Annotated in this window: 21 protein-coding genes; 9 read left to right on the top strand and 12 right to left on the bottom strand. The window is 60.2% G+C overall.

Translation table 11 applies throughout. From position 1 onward, the window contains the following. Window positions 1–29: 29 nt before the first annotated feature. Window positions 30–392, bottom strand: coding sequence for a hypothetical protein (locus tag K328_RS26910; protein WP_156901160.1), 363 nt, complete (start codon window positions 390–392; stop codon window positions 30–32). 483 nt (window positions 393–875) lie between these two features. Here K328_RS26910 and K328_RS0103325 point away from each other — a divergent pair, with 483 nt between their 5' ends. Beyond that, entirely contained in the window at window positions 876–2,480 is a 1,605-nt protein-coding gene (locus K328_RS0103325) for a gamma-glutamyltransferase family protein (RefSeq protein ID WP_036553099.1), read from the top strand. A 75-nt stretch (window positions 2,481–2,555) separates the two neighbouring features. Here K328_RS0103325 and K328_RS0103320 read toward each other — a convergent pair whose 3' ends face one another. After that, a complete protein-coding gene (locus tag K328_RS0103320; RefSeq protein ID WP_028464757.1) occupies window positions 2,556–3,005 on the bottom strand; it encodes a GNAT family N-acetyltransferase in 450 nt (149 codons plus the stop codon). 21 nt (window positions 3,006–3,026) lie between these two features. Continuing rightward, window positions 3,027–4,109 carry a divergent polysaccharide deacetylase family protein gene (locus K328_RS25540; RefSeq protein WP_051284394.1) on the bottom strand — a complete coding sequence of 361 codons (1,083 nt, stop codon included), beginning with the start codon at window positions 4,107–4,109 and terminating at the stop codon, window positions 3,027–3,029. A gap of 130 nt (window positions 4,110–4,239) precedes the next feature. On the opposite strand from K328_RS25540, the gene K328_RS0103310 reads away from it, so the two are divergent. The 6 genes from K328_RS0103310 to lexA all read left to right on the top strand — a co-directional run bounded on the left by K328_RS0103310 (window position 4,240) and on the right by lexA (window position 9,339). Then, the gene (locus tag K328_RS0103310) at window positions 4,240–4,872 is read left to right on the top strand and encodes an anthranilate synthase component II (RefSeq protein ID WP_028464756.1); all 633 of its coding nucleotides are present in this window, start codon (window positions 4,240–4,242) and stop codon (window positions 4,870–4,872) included. Continuing rightward, the gene (trpD, locus tag K328_RS0103305) at window positions 4,869–5,918 is read left to right on the top strand and encodes an anthranilate phosphoribosyltransferase (RefSeq protein ID WP_028464755.1); all 1,050 of its coding nucleotides are present in this window, start codon (window positions 4,869–4,871) and stop codon (window positions 5,916–5,918) included. Before K328_RS0103310 ends, trpD begins: the two co-directional genes overlap by 4 nt. Then, the gene (gene trpC, locus K328_RS0103300) at window positions 5,911–6,717 is read left to right on the top strand and encodes an indole-3-glycerol phosphate synthase TrpC (protein ID WP_028464754.1); all 807 of its coding nucleotides are present in this window, start codon (window positions 5,911–5,913) and stop codon (window positions 6,715–6,717) included. Before trpD ends, trpC begins: the two co-directional genes overlap by 8 nt. Before the next feature lie 34 nt (window positions 6,718–6,751). Continuing rightward, window positions 6,752–7,228, top strand: a complete 477-nt coding sequence (gene moaC / locus K328_RS0103295) for a cyclic pyranopterin monophosphate synthase MoaC (RefSeq protein ID WP_028464753.1) — start codon at window positions 6,752–6,754, stop codon at window positions 7,226–7,228. Continuing rightward, window positions 7,218–8,471 (top strand): molybdopterin molybdotransferase MoeA, encoded by a 1,254-nt coding sequence (locus tag K328_RS0103290; protein ID WP_028464752.1) that lies wholly within the window; start codon window positions 7,218–7,220, stop codon window positions 8,469–8,471. Before moaC ends, K328_RS0103290 begins: the two co-directional genes overlap by 11 nt. A gap of 100 nt (window positions 8,472–8,571) precedes the next feature. Next, window positions 8,572–9,339 (top strand): transcriptional repressor LexA, encoded by a 768-nt coding sequence (lexA, locus tag K328_RS0103285; RefSeq protein WP_028464751.1) that lies wholly within the window; start codon window positions 8,572–8,574, stop codon window positions 9,337–9,339. Window positions 9,340–9,348: 9 nt separating this feature from the next. On the opposite strand, the gene K328_RS0103280 is transcribed toward lexA, so the two are convergent. Then, complete coding sequence (locus tag K328_RS0103280; protein WP_028464750.1) at window positions 9,349–9,663, bottom strand: hypothetical protein; 315 nt, start codon at window positions 9,661–9,663, stop codon at window positions 9,349–9,351. Window positions 9,664–9,748: 85 nt separating this feature from the next. Continuing rightward, window positions 9,749–11,836 (bottom strand): ComEC/Rec2 family competence protein, encoded by a 2,088-nt coding sequence (locus K328_RS22360; RefSeq protein ID WP_051284392.1) that lies wholly within the window; start codon window positions 11,834–11,836, stop codon window positions 9,749–9,751. Window positions 11,837–11,958: 122 nt separating this feature from the next. Here K328_RS22360 and gltX point away from each other — a divergent pair, with 122 nt between their 5' ends. After that, window positions 11,959–13,353 carry a glutamate--tRNA ligase gene (gene gltX / locus K328_RS0103270; RefSeq protein WP_028464749.1) on the top strand — a complete coding sequence of 465 codons (1,395 nt, stop codon included), beginning with the start codon at window positions 11,959–11,961 and terminating at the stop codon, window positions 13,351–13,353. A 97-nt stretch (window positions 13,354–13,450) separates the two neighbouring features. After that, a complete protein-coding gene (locus K328_RS0103265; RefSeq protein ID WP_028464748.1) occupies window positions 13,451–14,752 on the top strand; it encodes a citrate synthase in 1,302 nt (433 codons plus the stop codon). Window positions 14,753–14,858: 106 nt separating this feature from the next. Here K328_RS0103265 and lpxB read toward each other — a convergent pair whose 3' ends face one another. Genes lpxB through bamA form a run of 7 tightly spaced genes read right to left on the bottom strand, consistent with a single transcriptional unit; the run spans window position 14,859 to window position 22,104 of the window. Then, window positions 14,859–16,067 (bottom strand): lipid-A-disaccharide synthase, encoded by a 1,209-nt coding sequence (lpxB, locus tag K328_RS22355; protein ID WP_036553097.1) that lies wholly within the window; start codon window positions 16,065–16,067, stop codon window positions 14,859–14,861. Continuing rightward, window positions 16,064–16,897 carry an LpxI family protein gene (locus K328_RS0103255; RefSeq protein ID WP_036553095.1) on the bottom strand — a complete coding sequence of 278 codons (834 nt, stop codon included), beginning with the start codon at window positions 16,895–16,897 and terminating at the stop codon, window positions 16,064–16,066. Before K328_RS0103255 ends, lpxB begins: the two co-directional genes overlap by 4 nt. Before the next feature lie 8 nt (window positions 16,898–16,905). Beyond that, window positions 16,906–17,712, bottom strand: a complete 807-nt coding sequence (gene lpxA / locus K328_RS0103250; protein ID WP_028464746.1) for an acyl-ACP--UDP-N-acetylglucosamine O-acyltransferase — start codon at window positions 17,710–17,712, stop codon at window positions 16,906–16,908. A gap of 3 nt (window positions 17,713–17,715) precedes the next feature. After that, entirely contained in the window at window positions 17,716–18,192 is a 477-nt protein-coding gene (gene fabZ, locus K328_RS0103245; protein ID WP_036553093.1) for a 3-hydroxyacyl-ACP dehydratase FabZ, read from the bottom strand. After that, entirely contained in the window at window positions 18,192–19,223 is a 1,032-nt protein-coding gene (lpxD, locus tag K328_RS0103240) for a UDP-3-O-(3-hydroxymyristoyl)glucosamine N-acyltransferase (RefSeq protein WP_028464744.1), read from the bottom strand. Before lpxD ends, fabZ begins: the two co-directional genes overlap by 1 nt. An 18-nt stretch (window positions 19,224–19,241) precedes the next feature. After that, window positions 19,242–19,844 (bottom strand): OmpH/Skp family outer membrane protein, encoded by a 603-nt coding sequence (locus tag K328_RS22350; protein WP_169721164.1) that lies wholly within the window; start codon window positions 19,842–19,844, stop codon window positions 19,242–19,244. Next, window positions 19,801–22,104: an outer membrane protein assembly factor BamA gene (bamA, locus tag K328_RS0103230; protein ID WP_245577388.1), complete on the bottom strand. Its 2,304-nt coding sequence runs from the start codon at window positions 22,102–22,104 to the stop codon at window positions 19,801–19,803. The genes K328_RS22350 and bamA overlap by 44 nt, the downstream gene beginning before the upstream one ends. Window positions 22,105–22,162: the final 58 nt, after the last annotated feature.

Below are 22,162 nucleotides of genomic sequence, written 5' to 3'. Positions count from 1 at the left end.
CTATTGGGCGGCGTTTTGTTTGGTGAACTCTAATAGGTAGAACACTGACGGGTTACACCATTCGCGTCTTGCATTGTGTAATTGAACACATGGTAAGTGCGTTTGTAATTATTGCCAGACGTATAGGTCTTTACCGTGATGTGGTTTGTTCCGGAGTTGGTTCCGCATCCGTCTCCGCCGGTATGCAAATCGAGAGTTATTTCACAGCGATCTTCTGCATAAGCGTTTCTGAGCGCTTCGTGATAGGCATTTCCCGGCCACGCCTTCTGAGTATTTGTAACGTTTTGACCGGCTGCGACTGTACAAGCAGCCTTCGCATCAGCCGTAGCGACGAAACTAGCGACAAGCGCTAGAGCGAGCCCTCCAGCATAGTTTTTCAATTCGAACATCATGTTTCCAATCTTCGAGTGATATCGCGCATTAATCCGGATTACAGAATCAATAATTTCTATTATTGATTGCATTTGAGTATCAAATTACTCACCTCGAGACAAATAAAAATTAGGTCATGTGGATTTTTTTGATCCTGCGCCGTGCCCCAAAGATGCGCTCCATTCCCGTGCACTTAAGGAATATGCCCGTCTTAATTGTAAACCGAGATATCGCTTAAAACTGTCTCTCACCGCTCATGAAGCTCTTAAAGGACCAATAAGAAACGGAGCAAACCATCGCCGTCCTTCAGCTCTCACAATGCATGATATTGTCCCCATCAAAGGGTCCACAAAACGCTATTACCGGCCTCCTTCACTCGCAGAACCGCATTTTGGATTGATCCACGCTTTCCTCACCTGCATCCTCACTCCAGTCGTGTTCTGCGGCTCACGCAAGATGCGGGTGTCCTGCTCGCCTCTCTTCAATTCAATGGGGGAATTTCGATGGGTGTCGCCGCCTATTCACACGGCCGACCGACAGTGCGTGCGGTTGGCGGAATGGTCTCTTCCGCCCACCCGCTGGCCTCGGCGGCAGGTGCCAAGATGCTGGAGGCCGGCGGCAATGCATTCGATGCCATCGTCGCCACCGCCGCAGTACTCAACGTTGCCGAACCTTTCATGTCCGGCCTTGCCGGACTCGGTTGCGCAACCGTGTTCTCGGCCAAGGAACGGAAAGTCCGCGTTCTCGATTTCCACCCGCCGGTGCCGTCCGCATTCGATGCCGGTAAACTGGACAGCCTCGACATCCGGGACGGGGCAAATGCAAGTGGAACACCGGGCAATCTCGCCGGCTGGTGCACGTTGGCCTCGGAACTCGGCACACTTCCGTTGAGCACCCTCCTGGCGCCGGCGATCAGGCATGCGCGGCAGGGCATCCCGGTCTCGCCATTCTTCGTCGAAATGGTGCGCGTCAGCCGTCCGAGAGCGATGCAGCCGGAATGGCTCTCGACCTATATCGATCCTACCGACAACGCCACCCTCAATGCCGTCCTGAAGCAACCGGACCTCGCGGAAACGCTGGAAGCCATCGCCTCAGAGGGACCTTCCTATCTCTATGACGGCCCCCTAGGCCGAAAGATGATCGCGCATCTTAAATCGCTCGGCGGCTGCATGTCGGAGGGTGACCTCGCCGCCGTCGCGCCGGTCTGGGAAGAGCCGGTGGTCACGAATTATCGGGGGCTCGACGTTCACGTGCCGCCGCCGCCTGCCGAATCCTTTCAATTCCTGCTGACCCTGAAATTGCTCGACGGCTTCGATATCGGTGCCAAGGAGCATCTTTCGGCGGACCATCTGGATATGGTTTTCCGGGCCGTCCGTTTGGCGGCAGAAACCCGTATCCGCAACAATAAATGCACGCCGGAGCGTGTCGCGGAACTGCTGAGCGAGCGCTATATCGCCGCTCTGCGCGAGCGCCTCCTCGACCCAGCACCGATCATCGGACGCACGGAACAATTCGCCGACGGCGCTCTGCCCGGGGGCGTGGAGCTGCGCGAACACACGACATCCTTTTCCGCCATGGACCGCGACGGAAACGCGGTATGCCTGACCCAAAGCCTTGGATCCATGTTCGGCTCTGGTGTCGTCATTCCGGGGACGGGCGTGACCATGAACAACTTCATGAACTGGGGCGACCTTCACCCGGACTCACCGAACCGCCTTGTCGGTGGGCAGCGTTTCGGGATGTGCCTCGCTCCCTCCATCTCGCTCAAGGATGGCGACGCCGTCCTCGCGCTCGGCACTCCCGGAAGCTACGGCATCCTGCAAACCCAGGCGCAGGCCATGGTCCATCATCTCGATTTCGGCCTCGACCTTCAGGCCGCCATTGATGCCCCTCGCGCCCGGCTTTGGGACGGTGCCAAGGTCGCCCTCGAAGCACGCGTGGAGGAGCCGGTAATCGAGGAGTTGAAACGGCGCGGTCATGAGATTGAGATGACGACACCCTTCTCGATGCAGTGCGGCGGCATGCATGCGATCCGCCGCGATCCGAAAAGCGGCGCCCTCTCAGGTGCCGCGGATTCCCGCCGGGACGGAGCGGCCATTGCAATCTGAAGATCTGTCTCGACAAGACTGTCCGGCTGCGCCGTTGCCGTGCCAGCAAAATCGGAATCTATTCCCGAAAAACTCTCAGGCCGCTTTCAGCATCTCGTAATGCGGGATGCCGTCCTCGTCATAGGGACCGCGGATGATTTCGTATCCGACGCTCAGGTAAAAATCCTTGAGGTATGCCTGCGCGTTGAGCCGGATCGGGACATCGCCGTATAGCGCCTGGGCGCGGGCGTGGCCCTCGTCCATCAGTTTGCGCGCCAAGCCCCTGCCGCGAGCCTCTGGCGTTACCAGGACACGGCCCAGCGCCGGCTCATCATAATAGTCCCCCGGGCCGAGAATGCGCAGATAGGCGAGGAAGGTTCCGTCCTCGGCGCGCCCGATCAGGTGCCGGGCCAGATGGTCCTTGCCGTCGATATCCGGATAGAAGCATCTCTGCTCAAGGACGAAAATATCCTGGCGCTGCCTCAAAATGTCATAGAGATCGGCGCATGAAAGGCTTTCAAAGCCCTCGAATGTCCAATCGACCATGATCGGCCCCTTTTCAATGGGTCAAGAACGTCCCGCCTGTTCCCATAGCGCCGGATAGCGCCTGCGGACAAGAGCGGAAACCGGAACGATTGCAAAACCGCGGGTGATTGCATCCGGAATCCAGTCCCGGAGTACGGTGATCGTCGCATCGTGCGGATGCCCGATAGCGATAGCGGTACCGGTCCGAAGCGCAATTTTCTCTACCTGCTCCAGACGATACCGGACTTCCTCTGGCGTGTCCTCGTTATCCAGGAAGACGTCGCGGGTCAGCACCGGCACTCCGGCCGCGCGCGCCGTGCTTACCCCGGCACTATCCGGTGCGGTCACCGAATCGAGAAAGAACAGACCTCGGCTACCCAGGGCCGCCATCACGGCCTGCATACCGGCCCGGTCCGAGGTGAAACGGCTGCCCATGTGGTTATTGACGCCGACATATCCGTTGAATCTCGCAAGCCCCCATTCGAGCTTTTCGGCGAGTTGCAGCTGTGTGTCCCGCACCCGGAGCACTTTCGGGCCGGGATCTGCGTCCGCGCTCTTCGGCTGCATCGGCACATGCACCATGAGCTCGTGCCCCCGGGCCCGGGCCGATGAGGTTTGACTGTCCAGATCCTGGCCATAGGTCAGGAAGGACAGCGTCAACGGCGCCGGCAGGGCGACCACAGCATCCGAGCGCCGCCGGTCGATCCCGACATCGTCGATCACCAGCGCGATCATCGGCTTACCGGCCTCTGCCTTGTAAGCAACCGCGTTCCGGACCCAGGCGGGTGTCTTTGCGGGCATCAGGTCCGGAACTGGCAAGTCCACTTCGGGAGGGATAATCGCGGGCGCGGGTTTCGCAGCCTCTTCCGGCACTGGTTCCGCGACTTTGGCAATCAGCCGGTCGAGCGCGGCCTGTTCCAGCGGTTTGGGTCCGGCAGGCGCCGGGAGTGCCACCATCTTACGTGCCGGCGCCGCACCGTCAGACGGCATTTGAATGGCCGGCTCGGCACCGAACTGCATGCCAGCCCAGAGACCGACGCCGAACACGGCCAGCACGAAGGCCCCTCCGCCAGCCGCGAGAACCAGTCTGTTGATCCTGATTTTGTCTTTGCGTTTCCGCGCCATAAACCGGTCCCAAAAGGGTTTGCCAAGCCACGCCTGCCGGGGCAGTCTCTATTCGCTCGTGCGGAGGCTTGCTATAAACACTAGAAGAGCCTCCGATCTTACTTCAACACAATTCGATAAAAGTCTGAAAATGTTCATACTTATCGACAATTACGACAGCTTTACCTACAACCTCTGGCACTTCCTCGGGTCGCTGGGCGTGGAGGTAGTTGTACACCGTAACGACCAGATCAGCACCGACGAGGTGATGGCACTGAACCCGCAAGGCATTGTGCTGTCGCCGGGCCCGCGCGATCCGGACAGTGCAGGCATCTGCCTGGAGCTGATCGAGCGCGCCGCCGGAAAGGTTCCCGTGTTCGGTGTTTGCCTCGGGCTACAGTCTATCGGACAGGCCTTTGGCGGCAAGATCACCCGCGGTCCGGTACCGATGCACGGCAAGATCAGCGCTGTCACCCATACGAATAAAGGCGTTTTCCAGGACCTGCCAAGTCCGTTCGATGCGACCCGCTATCACTCGCTGGTCGTCGACCGGGCGACCTTGCCGGACTGTCTCGAAATTACCGCCGAGACCGAGGACGGCATGATCATGGGGCTGCAGCATCGCGAGTTGCCGATCCATGGCGTCCAGTTCCATCCGGAAAGCATCGCCTCTGAGCATGGACACAAACTCCTGCAGAACTTCTTGCGGATCTCCGGCGTCAATGTCGAGCCGCTGAAGCCGCTGGAACAGCTTGAATCAGAATTGCGGAAAACCGGGACATGACCGGCGACATCCAGGACATGAAGTCGCTCATCGGGCACGTGGCGACTGGCGCTTCGCTGTCGGAAGCACAGGCACAGGCAGCCTTCGATATCATCATGTCGGGCAACGCCACACCGGCTCAAATGGGTGGCTTTCTGATGGCGCTCCGTGTCCGGGGCGAAACCGTCGAGGAAATCACCGGCGCCGCGAAGGCGATGCGAGCGAAGGCACTTCGCATCAGCGCGCCTGCCAACGCCATGGATACGGTCGGCACCGGCGGCGACGGCGCGAAGACCTACAACATCTCCTCCGCCAGTGCCTTCGTGCTGGCCGGTACGGGTCAGCCAGTCGCGAAGCACGGCAACCGCGCCCTTTCCTCCCGCACCGGAGCTGCCGACGTGCTGAGCGCGCTCGGGATCAACAACGAGTGCGACATGAGCCTGGTGCAGAAGGCCATCAACGAAACAGGTATCTGCTTCCTGATGGCTCCCCGTCATCATTCCTCCATGCGCCATGTCGGCGGCACCCGCGTCGAACTGGGCACGCGGACGATCTTCAACCTGCTCGGCCCGCTCTCCAATCCGGCCTTCGTGAAGCGCCAGCTTGTCGGTGTCTTTGCCCGCGAATGGGTGGAGCCGGTGGCGCAAGTGCTCGGCAAACTTGGCTCCGAACGGGCCTGGGTCGTGCACGGCTCCGACGGTCTCGATGAGATCACCACGACCGGCCCGACTTATGTCTCTGCGCTGGAAGACGGCGAGGTCCGCTCCTTCGAGATCTCGCCCGAAGATGCCGGCCTGCCGCTGGCCAAGCCGGAAGATCTCAAGGGCGGTGCCCCGGAAGAAAACGCGAAGGCTCTGCGCGCCCTTCTGGAAGGTCAGCCCGGCGCCTATCGCGACGTTGTGCTGTTCAATACCGCAGCCGCTCTGATGGTATCCGAGAGGGTCTCCAATCTGAAAGACGGTGTCGCCCTGGCTGCCGAGTCCATCGACAGCGGCAAGGCACTGGCCAAACTCGAGGCACTCATCAAAGTCACAAATTCCCTCAACGAGGCGGTAGCCCATGACTGACATCCTCGCAAAGATCTGCGCGGACAAGCGCGCGTACGTCGCGACCTGCAAGGCCGGGAGACCGGTAGGAAAGCTGAAGGCACGCGTCGACGAGGCTTCGGCGCCCCGCGGTTTCGGCTCTGCCCTGAAGAGGGCTTCCCGGGTCGGCTACGGACTGATCGCGGAGGTCAAGAAAGCCTCTCCCAGCAAAGGACTGATCCGCGCCGATTTCGATCCCCCGCGCCTCGCGGAAGCCTATGCAGGTGGCGGCGCCACCTGTCTCTCCGTGCTGACCGATATGCCCTATTTCCAGGGCCATGACGACTATCTGATCGCTGCCCGGAACACGGTCACACTTCCGGTCCTGCGCAAGGACTTCATGCTCGACCCTTACCAGATCTGGGAGTCCCGCGCGCTGGGTGCCGATTGCATCCTGCTGATCATGGCTGCGCTGGAAGACGCGCAGGCGGCGGACCTTGAGGCGCTGGCAATGGAGCTCGGCATGGACGTGCTGATCGAGGTGCATGACGGCGCCGAGCTCGACCGGGCGCTGGCGCTGAAGTCACCGCTGATCGGAATCAACAACCGGAACCTGAAGACCATGGTGACGGACATCGCGACGACCGAAGAACTGGCCGCGCGGGTACCCTCGGACCGGCTTTTGATATCAGAAAGCGGTCTCAATGAGCCGGCCGACCTAGCCCGCATGGCTGCAGTTGGCGCCCGCTGCTTTCTGGTCGGCGAAAGCCTGATGCGGCAGGAGGATGTTCGGCGCGCCACTGCAATCCTGCTGAACGATCCAGTGCCGGCAGTTGCCTGAGCGCCCGGCCCCCTAAAGGCATACGGAACAGAAGATGAGCGAATTGACCCATTTCGACGAGCGCGGCAATGCCGCCATGGTCGATGTCGGCGACAAGGAAATCACGGAGCGCACCGCCACGGCGGCCGGTACGGTGACCATGGATCCGGCGACGATGAAACTGATCGTCGATGGCGGCGTGAAAAAGGGCGACGTGCTCTCCGTCGCCCGCCTTGCCGGGATCATGGGCGCCAAGAAGACCCCGGACCTGATCCCGCTCTGCCATCCACTCGCCCTCACTTCGGTCAAGGTCGAGCTGTCCTGCGATACGGACCGCAATGCGGTCGATATCAGCGCGACCTGCAAGCTGAAGGGCCGCACCGGTGTCGAGATGGAGGCACTCACCGCCGTCAGCATTGCCGCCCTCACCGTCTATGACATGTGCAAGGCTGTGGACCGGGGCATGAAGCTCGAAAACATCCGGCTCATTCACAAGGCCGGCGGCAAATCCGGAGACTGGCATGGCAAGTGACCTGTTGCCGGTCGAGGAGGCGCTGAGCCGCATCCTCTCCGCGATGCCGCTCATGCCGGCCGAGGAAGTCCCTCTGACGGACGCACACGGGCGTACCGCTGCTGCCAATATCGCCGCGCGCCGCACCCAGCCGCCGGAAGCGGTCTCCGCTATGGACGGCTACGCCGTGCGCGGTGCGGATGTCGCCGAAGCGGGCGCCAAATTGAAACGGATCGGGACGGCCCCCGCCGGTCATATCTTCGACGGCACTGTCGGCCCTGGCGAGGCGGTCCGCATCTTCACCGGCGGCGCGATACCTGACGGTGCCGATACCATCGTCATCCAGGAAGACGTGAAGGCCAGCGCGGAAGAAGACGGCGCCACTCTCGAGATCACCGAAGCGACGAAAACCGGCGCCTATGTGCGCCCGGCCGGTCTCGACTTCCGCGAGGGCGATGTCCGGATCAAGACCGGACGCGTGCTGACCGCGCGGGATATCGGCATGGCCGCCGCAATGAACGTACCCTGGATCGAAGTGCGCCGGAAACCGCGCGTTGCCATCCTGCCAACCGGCGACGAGATCATCCGGCCGGGGGATCCGACAGGGCCGAACAAGATCGTCAGCTCGAACAGCTATGCGCTCGCCGCACTGGTCCGGGCCTGCGGCGGCGAGCCAACCATCCTCGGTATTGCGCCCGACACGGTGGAAGGCATTCAAGCCATGGTGCGCGGCGCCAAAGGCGCCGACATTCTGATCACGACCGGCGGCGCCTCCGTCGGCGAGCACGATCTCGTCCGACATGCACTGGGCAGCGACAGTTTCGGACCCGGCGGGCTCGAGCTTGATTTCTGGAAGATCGCCATGCGGCCCGGCAAACCGCTGATCTTCGGCCATATCGGCGATACACCGATGCTGGGCCTGCCGGGCAACCCGGTTTCCACAATCGTCTGCGGCACGGTATTCCTGCGACCAGCTATCTCCGCCATGCTTGGCAGGACCGAACAGGACAACCGCACCCTGAAGGCACGTCTTGCCATGCCGCTCAAGGAAAACGACCGGCGTCAGGACTATCTGCGCGCGACGTATCATCTGGACGAAAACGGCGAGGCCGTGGTCGAGATCTTCGAGCGCCAGGACAGCTCCATGCTGGCCCTGCTGGCCGATGCGAACTGTCTGCTGATCCGCCCGCCGCACGGCGCAGCGCTTCCAGCCGGCACCAAAGTCGACGTTCTCCCCCTCGGCATCGGTACCGTTTCAATCTGATCTCCCCGCTTGATCAGAGGCTTGACGCCAGACAAGAACCAAAGTAGAACATTTAAATGTTTATCTTTTGTTCTTTACGGAACCAGTGCGGGAGTCCCTGATGCTCACGAAAAAGCAGCACCAACTGTTGCTCTTCATCCAGAAACGGCTGGAAGAGGACGGTGTCTCCCCCTCCTTCGATGAAATGAAGGATGCACTCGACCTGAAATCAAAGTCCGGCATCCATCGGCTGATCACAGCGCTGGAGGAACGCGGTTTCATCCGCCGCCTGCCGCATCGGGCCCGGGCGCTTGAAATACTGCGCACGCCCGATTCAAGCGCGACGGTTCTGGCTCAGCCGAGCGTAACGCATCCGGCCGCACTGGACCGTCCTGCCAGCCGCGGGTTTACCCCGAATGTCATTCCGGGGAATTTTACTCGGGCCTCGCGCGATGATGAGGAAACGGCCCCCCCTGCTCCGGAGGAGGCCACTCATTCGGATGAGGAAATGATCGACCTTCCCATGCTGGGACGGATCGCCGCCGGCACACCGATAGAAGCGCTGCGGGACAATAGTGCCCGCGTTGGCATTCCGGGTTCCATGATCAGGGCGGGAGATCATTACGCTCTTGAAGTGTCGGGCGATTCCATGGTCGATGCCGGCATTCTCGACGGCGATACCGTGATCATCAAGCGTGGCGATACCGCCGATAATGGCAGTATCGTTGTCGCCCTTGTCGATGAGCACGAAGTGACACTGAAACGTCTGCGTCGACGCGGACATGCAATCGCTCTGGAGCCTGCCAACCCGAATTACGAGACGCGCATATTCGGCCCGGACCAGGTACGGATCCAGGGCAGTCTTGTCGGCTTGATGCGGAAATATTAAGTCCGGCGACTAGCCGGCGTTCGCGCCCCAGATCACACCGAGATCGGCAATTTTCACTTCTGCCTTCGGCTTGTTGCGTGCCCGGACGGAAAGAACGTGACGACGTTCTTCCTGTGCCTTGTTGATCGCTACGCTCTTGATCTCGCGACGATTGGTCAGCGGAATCTGATCGAATACTGACGTTGCCCATTCCTGACGGGCATCGTTGCCTTCTTCGTCGGAAGCTTTCTTGATTGCGATATAGGCAAGGTTCTTGGTGCCAACAACATCAGATACCGAATCAGCCAGAATGTTCAGGGCTCGTTTTTTCAAAGTATCCGACACCAGCGCTTCACCCTTCTGTAAATCGCAGTCTACGAAACAGGCTCATTGAATTTATGTAAAGTTATCGCTTTTTTCGCACTAAAATTCAATTTGTTTTATTGCGGCTACGCGCCATCCCGCGCGACCAGGGCCTGTTTCCCTGTATGTGCCTTGAGTATACAACTTTTGGCACCGGTTTATCCAGCCAGATCGCAATAGAGCCACCAGCCCTGATTTGCTTTGGCCCAAGGATCAGGCGCGGCATCGGGCAGATATCCGGCACTCTGACCCGGGTCACAAGAATGTCCGCCCGCCGGCAATCCTCCGCAAGAGATTGCGCATCGGAAGACCAGGCAACAGAACCGATCCGTGGCGCGTCCACCGCGCAGCCCAGGCTGTCGCAATGGAACCGGAATGGCCCGGCCGGCTCATCTCCCTGCGCGTCCAGTACTCCCGCACGACGACGCCAGACGCCGACAGCAAACCCCGAATGCCTCGACGTCGAGACTATCCCCGCCCCGGAAAACACACCGACCATCTTGGCCCGGTCCGCTATGACCAATGTCGGCGGAACCCAGGGAGACGCCACAAGAACGCCCAGGCAAACAACAAGAACCGGAACGGCACCAAACCGTATACGGCCACGCAACAGGCACAACCAAAGCCCCGAGAAGGCCGTGAGGCCGATGACCCACCCTGGAGCCGCCGCAACAGCGTGTGTCGCATACGGCCAGCCCTGCACGATCCTGGCGAGATGCAGCACGCTGTCTATCCCCCAGCCCATCGGCACCAGCGCCAGCCCCTCCAGTCCGAATGGCATCAGGATCAGCGCCGCCGCACCGAACGGCATAATCCAGAGGCTGGCGGCCGGAACAGCAAGCAAGTTGGTCACAACGCCGTAAAGAGCGGCTTTCTGAAAGTGATAGAGCGCCAGCGGCAATGTGGCGCTTGAGGCAACAAAGGAACTCAGGGCAAGCAACCCGACATGCCGGGTAAAACCGCCAAACAGATGGCCACGCGCCGGATACCTGCTCCACGTTCCGGTCTCGTAGATGGCAACGAGGCAAATTACTGCGGCGAACGACAACTGGAAGCTGGCGCCCAGGACATATTCGGGACGCGCCGCCATGATGATCGCGGCGGCGGAGGCAATCAGGCGCATGGAAATTGCCCGCCGGCCGATCACAACCCCGATCAGCACGACCACTGTCATGACATAGGCGCGCTGCGTCGGCACGGACGCGCCGGACAACAACAGATAGACCGTCGCGAACAGGATCGCGCCCGTCGCTGCCATTCGTCTTGTTGGCCAGCGCAGCGCTATCGCTGGGTGGAGGCTCAACAGCAGGCGGATGAAGAAGAACACGCACCCTGCAACCAGCCCCATATGCAACCCGGAGATGGCGAGCAGATGGGCGATCCCCGCATCGCGCATGGCCTCTGTCGCATTCTCGGAGATCCAGTCCCGGTCCCCAACAAGAAGCGCGGCGGCAAGCGCACCGGTATCTCCCGGAAGCCGGGATCTGATTCGCTCCGAAAGATTACTGCGAAGAGCCGATAGCCGGCCAGACAGGGGTACCTCCCCCGCCGCCTCCACGGTCACCGGCCCAAGGGCAAAGCCGACAGCGCCGATTCCTCCAAAATAGAGTGCCCTCTGAAAATCGTAGGCATGGGGAGCGACCGGCGGAGGCGGCGGTCTGAAACGCCCAAAGACCGTGATCCGCGAGCCAGCCGGCGGCGCGCTGTCCCGTTTCAGCAAAAGCAGCCTCACCCGGCCAGGCCGGTCTTCCAGCCCGATCCGGCCAAACTGCTCCACACGGACGATCAACCGCTCCCCCCGTGAGGTGACCCGGACTTCCTCCACCATCCCGGTGAGAGAAACCGCGGTTTCCCGCTTCAGTACCGGGGCGGCGACCTGCCATGTCCTTAATTGCGCTGCCGAAAATCCGGCGACAGCAGCCAGCAAGGGTATCAGACAAAAGACGAAAACCATGGAGCGCCTTGTGATCGCCAGCAGCAGCACAAGGAAACCAAACAGCGCCGGGCCCACATAGAGAGGCGGCTCAGTGAGCAGCTCGAAATAGCTGAAAATACCGGCGCCGAACGCAACGGGCAGCCATAGCCCGGCACGCGGCCGGTTTTCCGCCACGACGCCTGCCAGCCAGTCCTGCGCGCCCCGAAGCCCCCGACGCAAGACAGCTCCCGTCGCTGTCCAATCTCGCACTGCACCGGTCAATGTGCTACATAGCCCCGCGCCCACAGGCCGAGATGGCGGGGGCTCACCCTTTGCCCAACAAAATCACGAGAAACAGCTCCATGTCCGTCGTAACGCGTTTTGCCCCGTCGCCAACCGGTTTCCTGCATATCGGTGGCGCAAGGACCGCGCTCTATAACTGGCTCTATGCGCGGCACACGGGCGGAAAATATCTGGTCCGGATCGAGGATACAGACAAGGCACGCTCCACACCCGAAGCGGTGCAGGCGATCTTCGACGGTCTCGCGTGGCTAGGCCTGCTTGGCGACGAGGAGCCGGTCTATCAGTCAGCCCAACTGGAGCGTCATGCGGAAGTGGCCAAGGAATTGGTCGCCAAGGGCCGGGCCTATTACTGCTACTGCACCCCGGAAGAACTCCAGACCATGCGCGAAGAGGCGAAGGCGGCCGGAAAACCGATGCGGTACAACGGCATGTGGCGCGACCGCGATCCGTCTGAAGCCCCCAAGGGCGTCGATCCGGTCGTACGCCTGAAGGCGCCGCTCGAGGGCGAAACCACGCTGGCCGACCATATCCAGGGCGAAGTCACAGTTCAGAACCAGCAACTTGACGATTTCGTGCTGCTGCGCGGCGACGGCACCCCGACCTATATGCTTTCAGTCGTCGTCGACGATCACGATATGGGAATCACCCACGTGCTGCGAGGCGACGATCACCTGAACAACGCGTTCCGCCAGGCCGCGCTTTACCGCGCGATGGATTGGGACGTGCCTGAATTCGGCCATATCCCGCTGATTCACGGTGCTGACGGCGGCAAGCTGTCAAAGCGTCACGGCGCGCTCGGCGTGGATGCCTACCGGGAGATGGGCTATCTGCCGGAAACCGTGAACAATTATCTGCTTCGCCTTGGCTGGGGTCACGGCGACGATGAGATCATCTCCTCCGCGCAGGCCATTGAATGGTTCACGCTGGAAGCCGTCGGCCGCTCTCCATCCCGTTTCGATCTTGCCAAACTGGAAAATCTGAATGGCCATTATATCCGCGAAGCCGATGACAAACGGCTGACCGGACTCGTCATCGCCGGTCTCGGCGACGTCGACGAGGTAGGCCGCAGCCGGATTCTCAAAGGCATGAACGGCCTTAAACAACGCGCTAAAACCACGGTTGAGCTGACCGAGAATGCCGCGTTCTATACTGCGGCCGTGCCATTGACTTTCACGGGAAAGGCCAGAAATCTTCTAACGGAAGAAGCTCTTAGCCACCTTGCAGCTCTCACCGCCGATCTCGAAGCGATTCCGGAGTGGAACGAGGAAGCCATTGAGCAAGCCGTCCGCACCGTCGCCGAAAAAGCCGATATCAAACTCGGAAAACTTGCCCAACCGCTGCGCGCTGCGCTAACGGGATCAACTGTTTCGCCGGGCATCTTCGAGGTTGCCGCCGTTCTGGAACGCGCAGAAACCTTGGCCCGGCTCAAGGCGGTTTGCGGCACTGCACAATAGAGACTAATATCCGCCGCGATTAAGCGGCACGTTGCCCCAAATGTGCCCCAGGGGGAATGCGGGGCAGCCGCCCAACAAGAACTAAGGGAAGCTCAGGATGACTAAATCAAACACCGGCAGCTTTACACTCACCGATAATCAGACCGGCAAGAGCTACGACCTTCCAGTCCTGCACGCATCGGTCGGCCCGAACGTGGTCGATGTCCGTAAATTCTACGCCCAGACGGATCACTTCACCTATGATCCCGGTTTCACCTCGACCGGCTCTTGTGAGTCCGGCCTGACCTATATCGATGGTGACAAGGGCATTCTGCTGCATCGCGGCTATCGGATCGAAGATCTGGCTGCCAACTGCTCCTTTCTCGAGGTTGCCCATCTGCTGCTGAACGGCGATCTGCCGAACAAGGAACAGAAGGCCAAGTTCGATCACGACGTGACCTATCATACGATGGTGCACGAGCAGCTCAGCAACTTCTATCGCGGCTTCCGCCGGGATGCGCACCCGATGGCCATCCTTTGCGGTGTGGTCGGCGCACTGTCCGCCTTCTATCACGATTCCACGGACATCAATGACGAGCACGCCCGCATGGTGGCGTCCTTCCGTCTGATCGCGAAGATGCCGACCCTGGCTGCCATGGCGTACAAATACTCCATCGGCCAACCGTTCAATTATCCGAAAAACAACCTCGGCTACGCCGAGAACTTCCTGCACATGATGTTCTCGGTCCCGGCCGAGGAATACGAGATGAACCCGGTCCTGGCCAAGGCAATGGACCGCCTGTTCATCCTGCATGCCGATCATGAGCAGAACGCGTCGACCTCGACCGTCCGTCTGGCCGGTTCCTCCGGCGCCAACCCGTTTGCCTGCATCGCAGCCGGTATCGCCTCTCTCTGGGGCCCGGCACATGGCGGCGCGAACGAAGCCGTGCTGACGATGCTCAACGAGATTGGCCACAAGGACAATATCAAGGAGTACATCGCAAAGGCGAAGGACAAGGACGATCCGTTCCGTCTGATGGGCTTCGGTCACCGGGTCTACAAGAACTACGACCCGCGCGCCAAGGTCATGCAGGAGAGCTGTCACGAGGTGCTGGAAATCCTCGGCGTCGACGATCCCCTGCTGGAACTGGCGATGGAGCTCGAGAAAATCGCGCTGGAAGACCCGTATTTCGTGGACCGCAAGCTGTTCCCGAACGTCGACTTCTATTCCGGCATCGTGCTGAAAGCGATGGGCTTCCCGACTTCCATGTTCACCGTGCTGTTCGCCGTTGCCCGGACCACGGGCTGGGTCGCGCAGTGGAAGGAAAGCATCGAGGATCCGCAGGCAAAAATCGGCCGCCCGCGCCAGCTTTATACTGGCCCGACCGAGCGTCCGTTTGTCCCGCTCGACAAACGCTGATTAAAATCCAGGTTTTCGGATCTGAAGCGGCGGCGCGAAAGCGCCGCCGTTCTCTTTTAGCGGTCGCGAGGCGTAACGCCCCGCTTATCAATTCAACTGAAGTAACTCAGGCCGGCTGAGGAAACTCAGGAACCGCAATGCCAGCCGCTTTCGCCACAGCCAGGGCCGCCCTGTCAGACGGCGCAATGTCACCTGTCCCGAGAACCTCGCGCAGCGCCTGTCCGGCGGCGATGCTGTCCCCCCGCGCCTTGCTGTCATCGAACAGCCGAGCGACGGCGACGGTCAGCGCCTCCGGCGTGCAGTTATTCTGCATGAAAAACGGCTGGACCGGCCGCTTCAAAATCCAGTTCGCCAGTACCACCGCGTCCATGTTGACAAGCATCCGTCCAATCGGCACGGAGAGCGGATTGACCTTGTAGCCGACAACAGTCGGAACGCCCGCAAGCGCCAACTCAAGAGTGACCGTTCCGGAGGCTGCCAACGCCGCATTCATGGCAGAGAACGCGTCATATTTATCTTCGGGATCTTCCAGAATGACCGGCTGCAAGGGCCAGGATTTCACCCCTTCCCGAACCATGTCCGCGACGCCGGGAACGGTTGGAATCACGACACGCAGATTAGGATAACGCGGAGCCAGGCGCCTTACGGTCTCGCCGAAACTGGGGAGCAACCGGCGCACTTCACCCGCGCGGCTGCCCGGCAGAACACCAAGAACCGGCACCTTCGGCGGGATTCTGGTTCGTGCGCGCAGGCGGGCACCGTCGCCATCCGGTTGCACCGATGCCGGATGCCCGACGAATGTGGTCTTGAGCCCATGCTCCTCAAAATATGGCGGCTCGAATGGAAACAGGACGAGCAGCTCATCGAGGAACGTCGAGATCGTCTTCGCCCGACCCGGCCGCCAGGCCCAGACAGTCGGAGCCACCATATGCAGCAACGGAAAGGGAACGTTCTGACCCGCGGCACGACGCTTGAAGAGTCGCTTCTGCACACGCAGGTTGAAACCCTTGGAATCGACCGTCAGCAGCACATCCGGCTGCAGCTTCAGGATATCGTCGACGGTCTGACTGATGCGCCGAAGCAGATTCGGGGCATGCGGAAGGACCTCGAAGACCCCTAGCACCGCCATTTCCGAATTGGGGAAAAGGCTGGTCAGACCTTCAGCCGCCATCCGATCTCCGCCAACACCGGCGAAACGCACCCGGCCGCCCGTCATTTTTTTAAGCGATTTCATCAGGCCGGCCGCAAGCACGTCGCCTGACGCTTCACCGGCGACGATATAAACCAGCGGCGTGCGCTCCGCAGTCTCCGTCACAGTTCCAATTCCCGAAGACCTTCGATTCCCGCGAGGAACAAACCTGCTTGATTCGCGATGTCAATTGCCAGCTCGCGGTCGACAAGAATGGTCGCCCCGGCCTCAACCGCAATTCCGCGAAATCCGGCGGCAGCAGCGCCACGCACCGTATCTGGGCCGATTGTCGGCAGATCCGCACGGCGTTCCTGGCCGCGCTTGCGCATTTTGACCAGAACCGGCCCTTCGGCACTGTCTCGCTTCAGCTCCGCGGTCCGGGCAATCATCGCGTCAGTCCCTTCGACAGCTTCCACGGCCAGCACCAGACCTTCCTGGACAACGACCGCCTGCCCGACGTCAGCCGGGCTCAGGGCTTCCAGAACGGCCTTGCCGCGTGCGATATCAAACTCGGCGGCTTCGTCGGGAACATGTTGAGTAATCGCACCTGCCGGCATCAGGTAGCCGCCGAGCACATCATCGATCCCAACCACTCGGAAACCATCGCTTTCGAGTTCTTCGATAATGACGGAGAGCAAACCATCGTCGCCAAATGCCTTGCGCCCGGCGCGGGCCAGCATCTTGGCCGACCGCATATCGAGAGACATGTCCGAGAATGCCGGCCTGCGCATCGGGCCGGCCAGCACGACTTCCTCGACGGACGCCTGCTTCAGTTGCTGCAGAGTGGTACTCGTGGCCCCCAGACGCACCCAGGCATGATCGAGGCCTTCAACGGTCGCCTGATCCGTTTGCCCTTCGAAGGCGATTACGAAGACACCGTCACCGTCGCTGAGCCGACGTTCAGCAATACGGCGAGGCAGCACCCCGCCGCCAGCGAGAATTCCAAGCTTCGGCATATCCGGTCTCAGGTCCTGCCAGGCTGGCAGATTGCACCGCGACTGCTGGTAGCGCGGATGAAATCGATGATATCCGCCACGGCTTCGTGATCGCCGAATTCACGTGCAACGGAGTCCACACGTTCCTGGAACGTCCCTTCGTCCGCGAACAGCAACCTGTAGGCCTTGCGCAACTCGGCGATCTGCTCCTGAGTAAAGCCCCGACGCTTCAGGCCAATCAGGTTAAGTCCGGACAGCCGCGCACGGTCGCCCATCACGGTCCCGAACGGGATCACATCGTTCTCGACGCCAGTGAGGCCGCCGATCATGGCGTGCTTGCCAATGCGCACGAATTGCCGCGCGGCGCTGAGCCCGCCGAGGATGGCGAACTCGCCGACAGTCACATGCCCTGCCAGCGTCGCATTGTTTGCCAGGATGACATTGTCACCGACGATGCAGTCGTGGGCCACGTGAGAAGCGGCCATGAACAGGCAGCCGTCTCCCACCCTGGTCATCATTCCGCCGCCTTCGGTGCCGATATTCATGGTGACATGCTCGCGGATCACATTTCGCGCACCGATCACCAGCTCGGACGGCTCTCCGCCATACTTCAGGTCCTGGGGAACCTGCCCGATGGAAGCAAACGGAAAGATCTCGGTCTCCGCCCCGATGCGGGTCCGGCCATCAAGGACTACATGAGCATGCAGGCGGCAGCTGTCTCCCAGAACGACGTTCGGGCCGATGACGCAATACGGGCCGATCTCGACTCCGGAGCCGATCTCTGCAGCTTTATCAACAATCGCGGTCGGGTGGATGCTGCGCTCTTGCGATGTCATCCTCTATTGATCCACGATCATTGCAGAGAATGTCGCCTCGGCGACCAGTACATCGTCGACTTTTGCCGCACCTGTGAATTTCCAGACCGGTCCCCGATTTCTGGCTTTCTCCACGTGGATCTTGATCTGGTCGCCAGGCACCACGGGCTTGCGGAAACGGGCATCGTCGATGGTCATGAAATAGACCAGCTTTCCTTCCGCTTCCTTGCCCAGAGTGGCCACGACAAGGCAACCGGCGGTTTGCGCCATCGCTTCGATGATCAGGACACCCGGAAAAACCGGACGGGTTGGGAAATGACCCTGGAAAAAATTCTCGTTGATCGAGACATTCTTGACCCCGACCGCTTTCACGCCGAGTTCGATTTCCTCGATCTTGTCCACCATCAGAAACGGATACCGGTGCGGAATAAGCTCCATCACCCGGTTCACGTCGATATCGGTTTCGACAGCCGTTCCGACTTCAATATCTGCGGCGCCCATCATTTCTCCAGATCTTTGTTACGTCGCCCCAGGGACTTGATAGCAGCCACCTGGCGGCGGAATTCTCTTATCGGCACGGCTGGCGATCCGCCGATTTTCTCCCCCGGCGCGGTCGTGTTCGTGACTCCGGATTGCGCTGCGACCTGTACACCATCGCCGAGTTCGATATGACCGGCCAAGCCGACCTGTCCCGCGAGAACCACGTAGTTCCCGATTTTCGTGCTTCCGGCAATACCGGCCTGACCGCAAATAATACAGCCTTTGCCAACCTGAACGTTGTGGCCGATCTGGACGAGATTATCAATCATGGTCCCGCGACCAATGACCGTATCAGGCCCGCTCCCACGATCGACACAGCTATTTGCACCGATTTCGACATCATCCTCGATGATCGCCCGGCCAAGCTGGGGCATCTTGATAACGCCGGCTTCGTCTACTTCGAATCCGAAACCACAGGTACCGATCCGGGCGCCCGGATAGATCACCGCCCGTGCCCCGATCAGACAATGGGAGAGTGACGCGCTTTCGCCGATAACGGTCCCCGCTCCCACCTCGACATTCTCACCAACTGTTGCGTTGGCCCCGACCGATACGCCGTCGCCGAGCGTTGCACCGGCTGAGATCACAGCTCCCGGACCAATGGAACAGCCTTCTCCGATCGTCGCGGCCCCGTCGATTGACGCGGTTGGTGCAACGCCGGTGATCGGGCGCTCTTCCGGATAGAACAGGGTGGCGATTTTGGCGAAGGCGCGACGCGGCCTGTCGCTCACGATCAGGGCAAGCCCGTCTGGAGCACGATCCGCAATATTACGCGGAAGAATGCAGACTGCCGCTGCAGAAGACGCCAAGGCACCGACATAGCGACGATTCTCAACGAAACAGATATCGCTGGCCGTCGCCTCCTCAACGGAAGCGATATCCGCGATCACCATGTCCGGATCAGGACAGTTAAGCAGCTCCCCGCCAACACGCTCGGCCAGCTCGGTCGCCGAATATGTTCCTGATTTTCTGAAAAATCTCTTGTCAGGCATCGGGCGGCATCAATCGTTCTAGTCCTGCGTTTCCGCGAAAGTCACCTCGACCTTCGGCAGCTTCACGTTAAGCCGCTTCATGATCTCGTCGGTGATATCGATCTTGCGGTCGCCGAGGAAAATCTGGTTCTTGAACATGACCAGCCCGACACCGACCTCGCCAGCCACTTCGGCAACGATCTCGATCATGACCTGCCGGACATTGCCATTGGCCCGGGCATAGGCCTGGTCCAACTGGCGCTTCATCCCCTGTCCGTCACGCTGCAGGGCCGCGATATTCTGCTGATGCTCCCGGACACGCGCCTGGAAAACTTCATTGGCGAGAATCGCCTGTTGCTGCGCCAGGGCTTTTTCCGCCTCCCGCACAGCTGTTTCACGCTGCTGGAAATCTTTCTCGTAGGCTTTCCGGCGTGTTTCCACCTGCTCGCGGATGTCCTTTGCCGCATCGGACTGGCGCATGATGAGCTGCACATCGACAACCGCGACGCCGACCGGCTCTATCTTGTCGAGCGCGCCTGCCGGCGAGACGGCGACTGCGGCTGTCAGTGAAACCGCGAGAACAACCCCCGCGAGGGCTCTAGAAGCGCGTTCCGAAACTGAACCTAAAGATTTCAGTATCATCAGCATCGTCCTTCAATATTGCTTGCGCCACGTCGACGCGGATCAATCCAAAAGCCGTGGCCCAGGACAGCCCCGTTCCAACGGACGCACGCAAACTCGTGCTGTCGATAATTTCCGACCCGCTCTCATCGATTCCGAAAAGCGACCCTACATCGGTGAAAACAAATCCTTTGATCCCGAGATCACCGGGCAGCCCAAGAGGGAAGCCGACTTCGGCGGTACCGACATAATACGTATTACCACCCAGCGCATCATCGCTGGTGCTGTCGCGCGGGCCAATACCGTTCCGGGCAAAGCCACGGAAGTTGTTACCGCCGACAAAGAACCTCTCTGCAATCCCGACATCGTCATCCAACCCGACGATATGCCCGCCCTCGCCGATCAGGCCAAGAACATAATCGTCGATCAGAGGAACGTAATAGGACCCTTTGAGCGTGGTCCGGAAATGCGCGACTGTGCCGCCCAAACCGGCGAGATCGTTAGAAAGACTCGCGAAATAACCATCCGTAGGGTCGCTCCGGCTATCCCGGGTATCGAGGGATAGGGTATGGCCGACCTGGGAGACTGTTTGAGAGCCTTCCTGGTCTTTGACAAAACGCGACGCGTCGTCTTCGACATCCCGGATCTCGGTGGCCTTAAACAGATAGTTCACGGAGTGGCGGATATCTTCGCCAAGATCGTAACCCGCGCGCAAGCGGAACCCACTGCTCTCTTCCTTGAAGGAACTGTCGTCTGTTTCATCCCGAACAATCCTGAACAGATCGAAGCCCGCGGCGACGTCCCGATCCAGAAAATACGGCTCGGTGAAACCAATGTCGAATTGCTGGCGGGTGAGTGAGCCTGAGAATTTAAGGCGAAGGTCCTGCCCCCGGCCGAGCAGATTGCGCTCCCGTATCCCGATATCGCCGATCACGCTATCCACAGTCGAGAAGCCAATACCGAAGGAAATTTCTCCAGTCGACTGTTCCTCGACAGTAGCGGTAATGACGGTCCGATCCGGCTGCGAGCCTTCACGGTTCTTGACGTCCACGGACTTGAAGAAGCCGAGATTGCGAATTCTTCGGTTGGAACGCCGCATCTTCGATGTGTTGAAGGCATCGCCCTCGGCGAGTTGGAATTCCCGTCGAACAACCCGGTCAAGCGTCCGCACATTGCCTTCAATATCGATCCGCTCGACGAAAACCTTCGGCCCCTCACCAATGAAGAAGGTAATGCCGACAGTTTTACCTTCGACATCCTGATGCGGCTGCGGGCGGATATCTACAAAGGCGAAACCGAGGGTTCCGAGATAATCGACGATTCTATCGACGGCATCATCGACTTCATCAGCGTTGTAGGTTTCGCCGGGCACCAGCTGGACCAGCGGACGCAGCGCCTCTTCCTCGACATTTTTCAGGCGGATGTCGAAGTCCATCTTGCCAAAGCTGTATTGGTTGCCTTCCTCCATCGTGAAGGTGACAACGAAATCCTTCTTGTCCGGCGTCAGTTCGGCAACGGCATTGACGACCTTGAAGTCCGCGTAGCCTTCGCTCAGATAATGCCGGCGGAGCAACTCGCGATCGAAGCTGAGACGGTCAGGATCATAGGTGTCCGTGGTCGTCAGAATACGCCAGAAGGCATATTCCTTTGTCATAATGACATCGCGCAGCTTGGAGTCGCTGAATGCCTTGTTGCCGATAAAGGAGATCGACCGGATCCGGGTCAGCGGCCCCTCATCGACTTCAAACACCAGATCGACACGATTTTGCTCTAGCTGAATGACTTTCGGTTCGACCGTGGCGGCAAAGCGACCACTCAAACGATAGACATCCAGAATACGCTGAACATCCTGCTGGACGCGGGTCCGAGTGAAAACGCGGCGCGGCTGCAGCTCAACCTCGCGCCCCAGCTCTTCGTCCTTGATCCGCTTGTTACCCTCGAAGGAAATCCGGTTGATCACCGGATTCTCGACCACCGTCACGGTGATACGCCGGCCAGCCGGGCGGAGACTGACATCAGCGAACAGGCCGGTTCCGAAAAGCGCTTTCAGGGACCGGTCGAGCGTGGCGGCATCGACGGTGTCGCCAACCTTGACGGTCATGTAAGAGCGTACCGTTTCCGGGTCCACGCGCTGGGTTCCGACAACCTCGATCTCATCGACCTGCATGGTCTGCGCCGCCGCGGGCGAGATGCCGCCCGGCAGATACGGAGCCCCAAAGATTCCGACCGAGAGGACGGCTACGGCCGCAAAGAAACGGGCAAGCGTCAGTCGTGCCGACACATCAAACTCCGCAAACACTTATCAAACCCTGTGAAGGTCATTCCGGTGGCGGACTATA

The organism is Nisaea denitrificans DSM 18348 (assembly GCF_000426505.1).
In the GTDB taxonomy this organism is placed as follows: Bacteria; Pseudomonadota; Alphaproteobacteria; order Thalassobaculales; family Thalassobaculaceae; genus Nisaea; species Nisaea denitrificans.
This window is presented reverse-complemented; position numbering and strand designations above follow the sequence as displayed.

Excerpts from the sequence above, each read along its gene's own strand:
- trpD (WP_028464755.1), top strand. The coding sequence starts at position 4,869 with ATGACCGGCGACATCCAGGACATGAAGTCGCTCATCGGGCACGTGGCG.
- K328_RS0103255 (WP_036553095.1), bottom strand. The coding sequence starts at position 16,897 with ATGCCGAAGCTTGGAATTCTCGCTGGCGGCGGGGTGCTGCCTCGCCGT.
- lpxA (WP_028464746.1), bottom strand. The coding sequence starts at position 17,712 with ATGACATCGCAAGAGCGCAGCATCCACCCGACCGCGATTGTTGATAAA.
- lpxD (WP_028464744.1), bottom strand. The coding sequence starts at position 19,223 with ATGCCTGACAAGAGATTTTTCAGAAAATCAGGAACATATTCGGCGACC.
- K328_RS26910 (WP_156901160.1), bottom strand. The coding sequence starts at position 392 with ATGATGTTCGAATTGAAAAACTATGCTGGAGGGCTCGCTCTAGCGCTT.
- moaC (WP_028464753.1), top strand. The coding sequence starts at position 6,752 with ATGAGCGAATTGACCCATTTCGACGAGCGCGGCAATGCCGCCATGGTC.
- lexA (WP_028464751.1), top strand. The coding sequence starts at position 8,572 with ATGCTCACGAAAAAGCAGCACCAACTGTTGCTCTTCATCCAGAAACGG.
- fabZ (WP_036553093.1), bottom strand. The coding sequence starts at position 18,192 with ATGGGCGCCGCAGATATTGAAGTCGGAACGGCTGTCGAAACCGATATC.
- K328_RS0103290 (WP_028464752.1), top strand. The coding sequence starts at position 7,218 with ATGGCAAGTGACCTGTTGCCGGTCGAGGAGGCGCTGAGCCGCATCCTC.
- K328_RS0103320 (WP_028464757.1), bottom strand. The coding sequence starts at position 3,005 with ATGGTCGATTGGACATTCGAGGGCTTTGAAAGCCTTTCATGCGCCGAT.
- K328_RS22350 (WP_169721164.1), bottom strand. The coding sequence starts at position 19,844 with ATGATACTGAAATCTTTAGGTTCAGTTTCGGAACGCGCTTCTAGAGCC.
- trpC (WP_028464754.1), top strand. The coding sequence starts at position 5,911 with ATGACTGACATCCTCGCAAAGATCTGCGCGGACAAGCGCGCGTACGTC.
- gltX (WP_028464749.1), top strand. The coding sequence starts at position 11,959 with ATGTCCGTCGTAACGCGTTTTGCCCCGTCGCCAACCGGTTTCCTGCAT.
- K328_RS0103310 (WP_028464756.1), top strand. The coding sequence starts at position 4,240 with ATGTTCATACTTATCGACAATTACGACAGCTTTACCTACAACCTCTGG.
- K328_RS0103325 (WP_036553099.1), top strand. The coding sequence starts at position 876 with ATGGGTGTCGCCGCCTATTCACACGGCCGACCGACAGTGCGTGCGGTT.
- K328_RS0103265 (WP_028464748.1), top strand. The coding sequence starts at position 13,451 with ATGACTAAATCAAACACCGGCAGCTTTACACTCACCGATAATCAGACC.
- K328_RS25540 (WP_051284394.1), bottom strand. The coding sequence starts at position 4,109 with ATGGCGCGGAAACGCAAAGACAAAATCAGGATCAACAGACTGGTTCTC.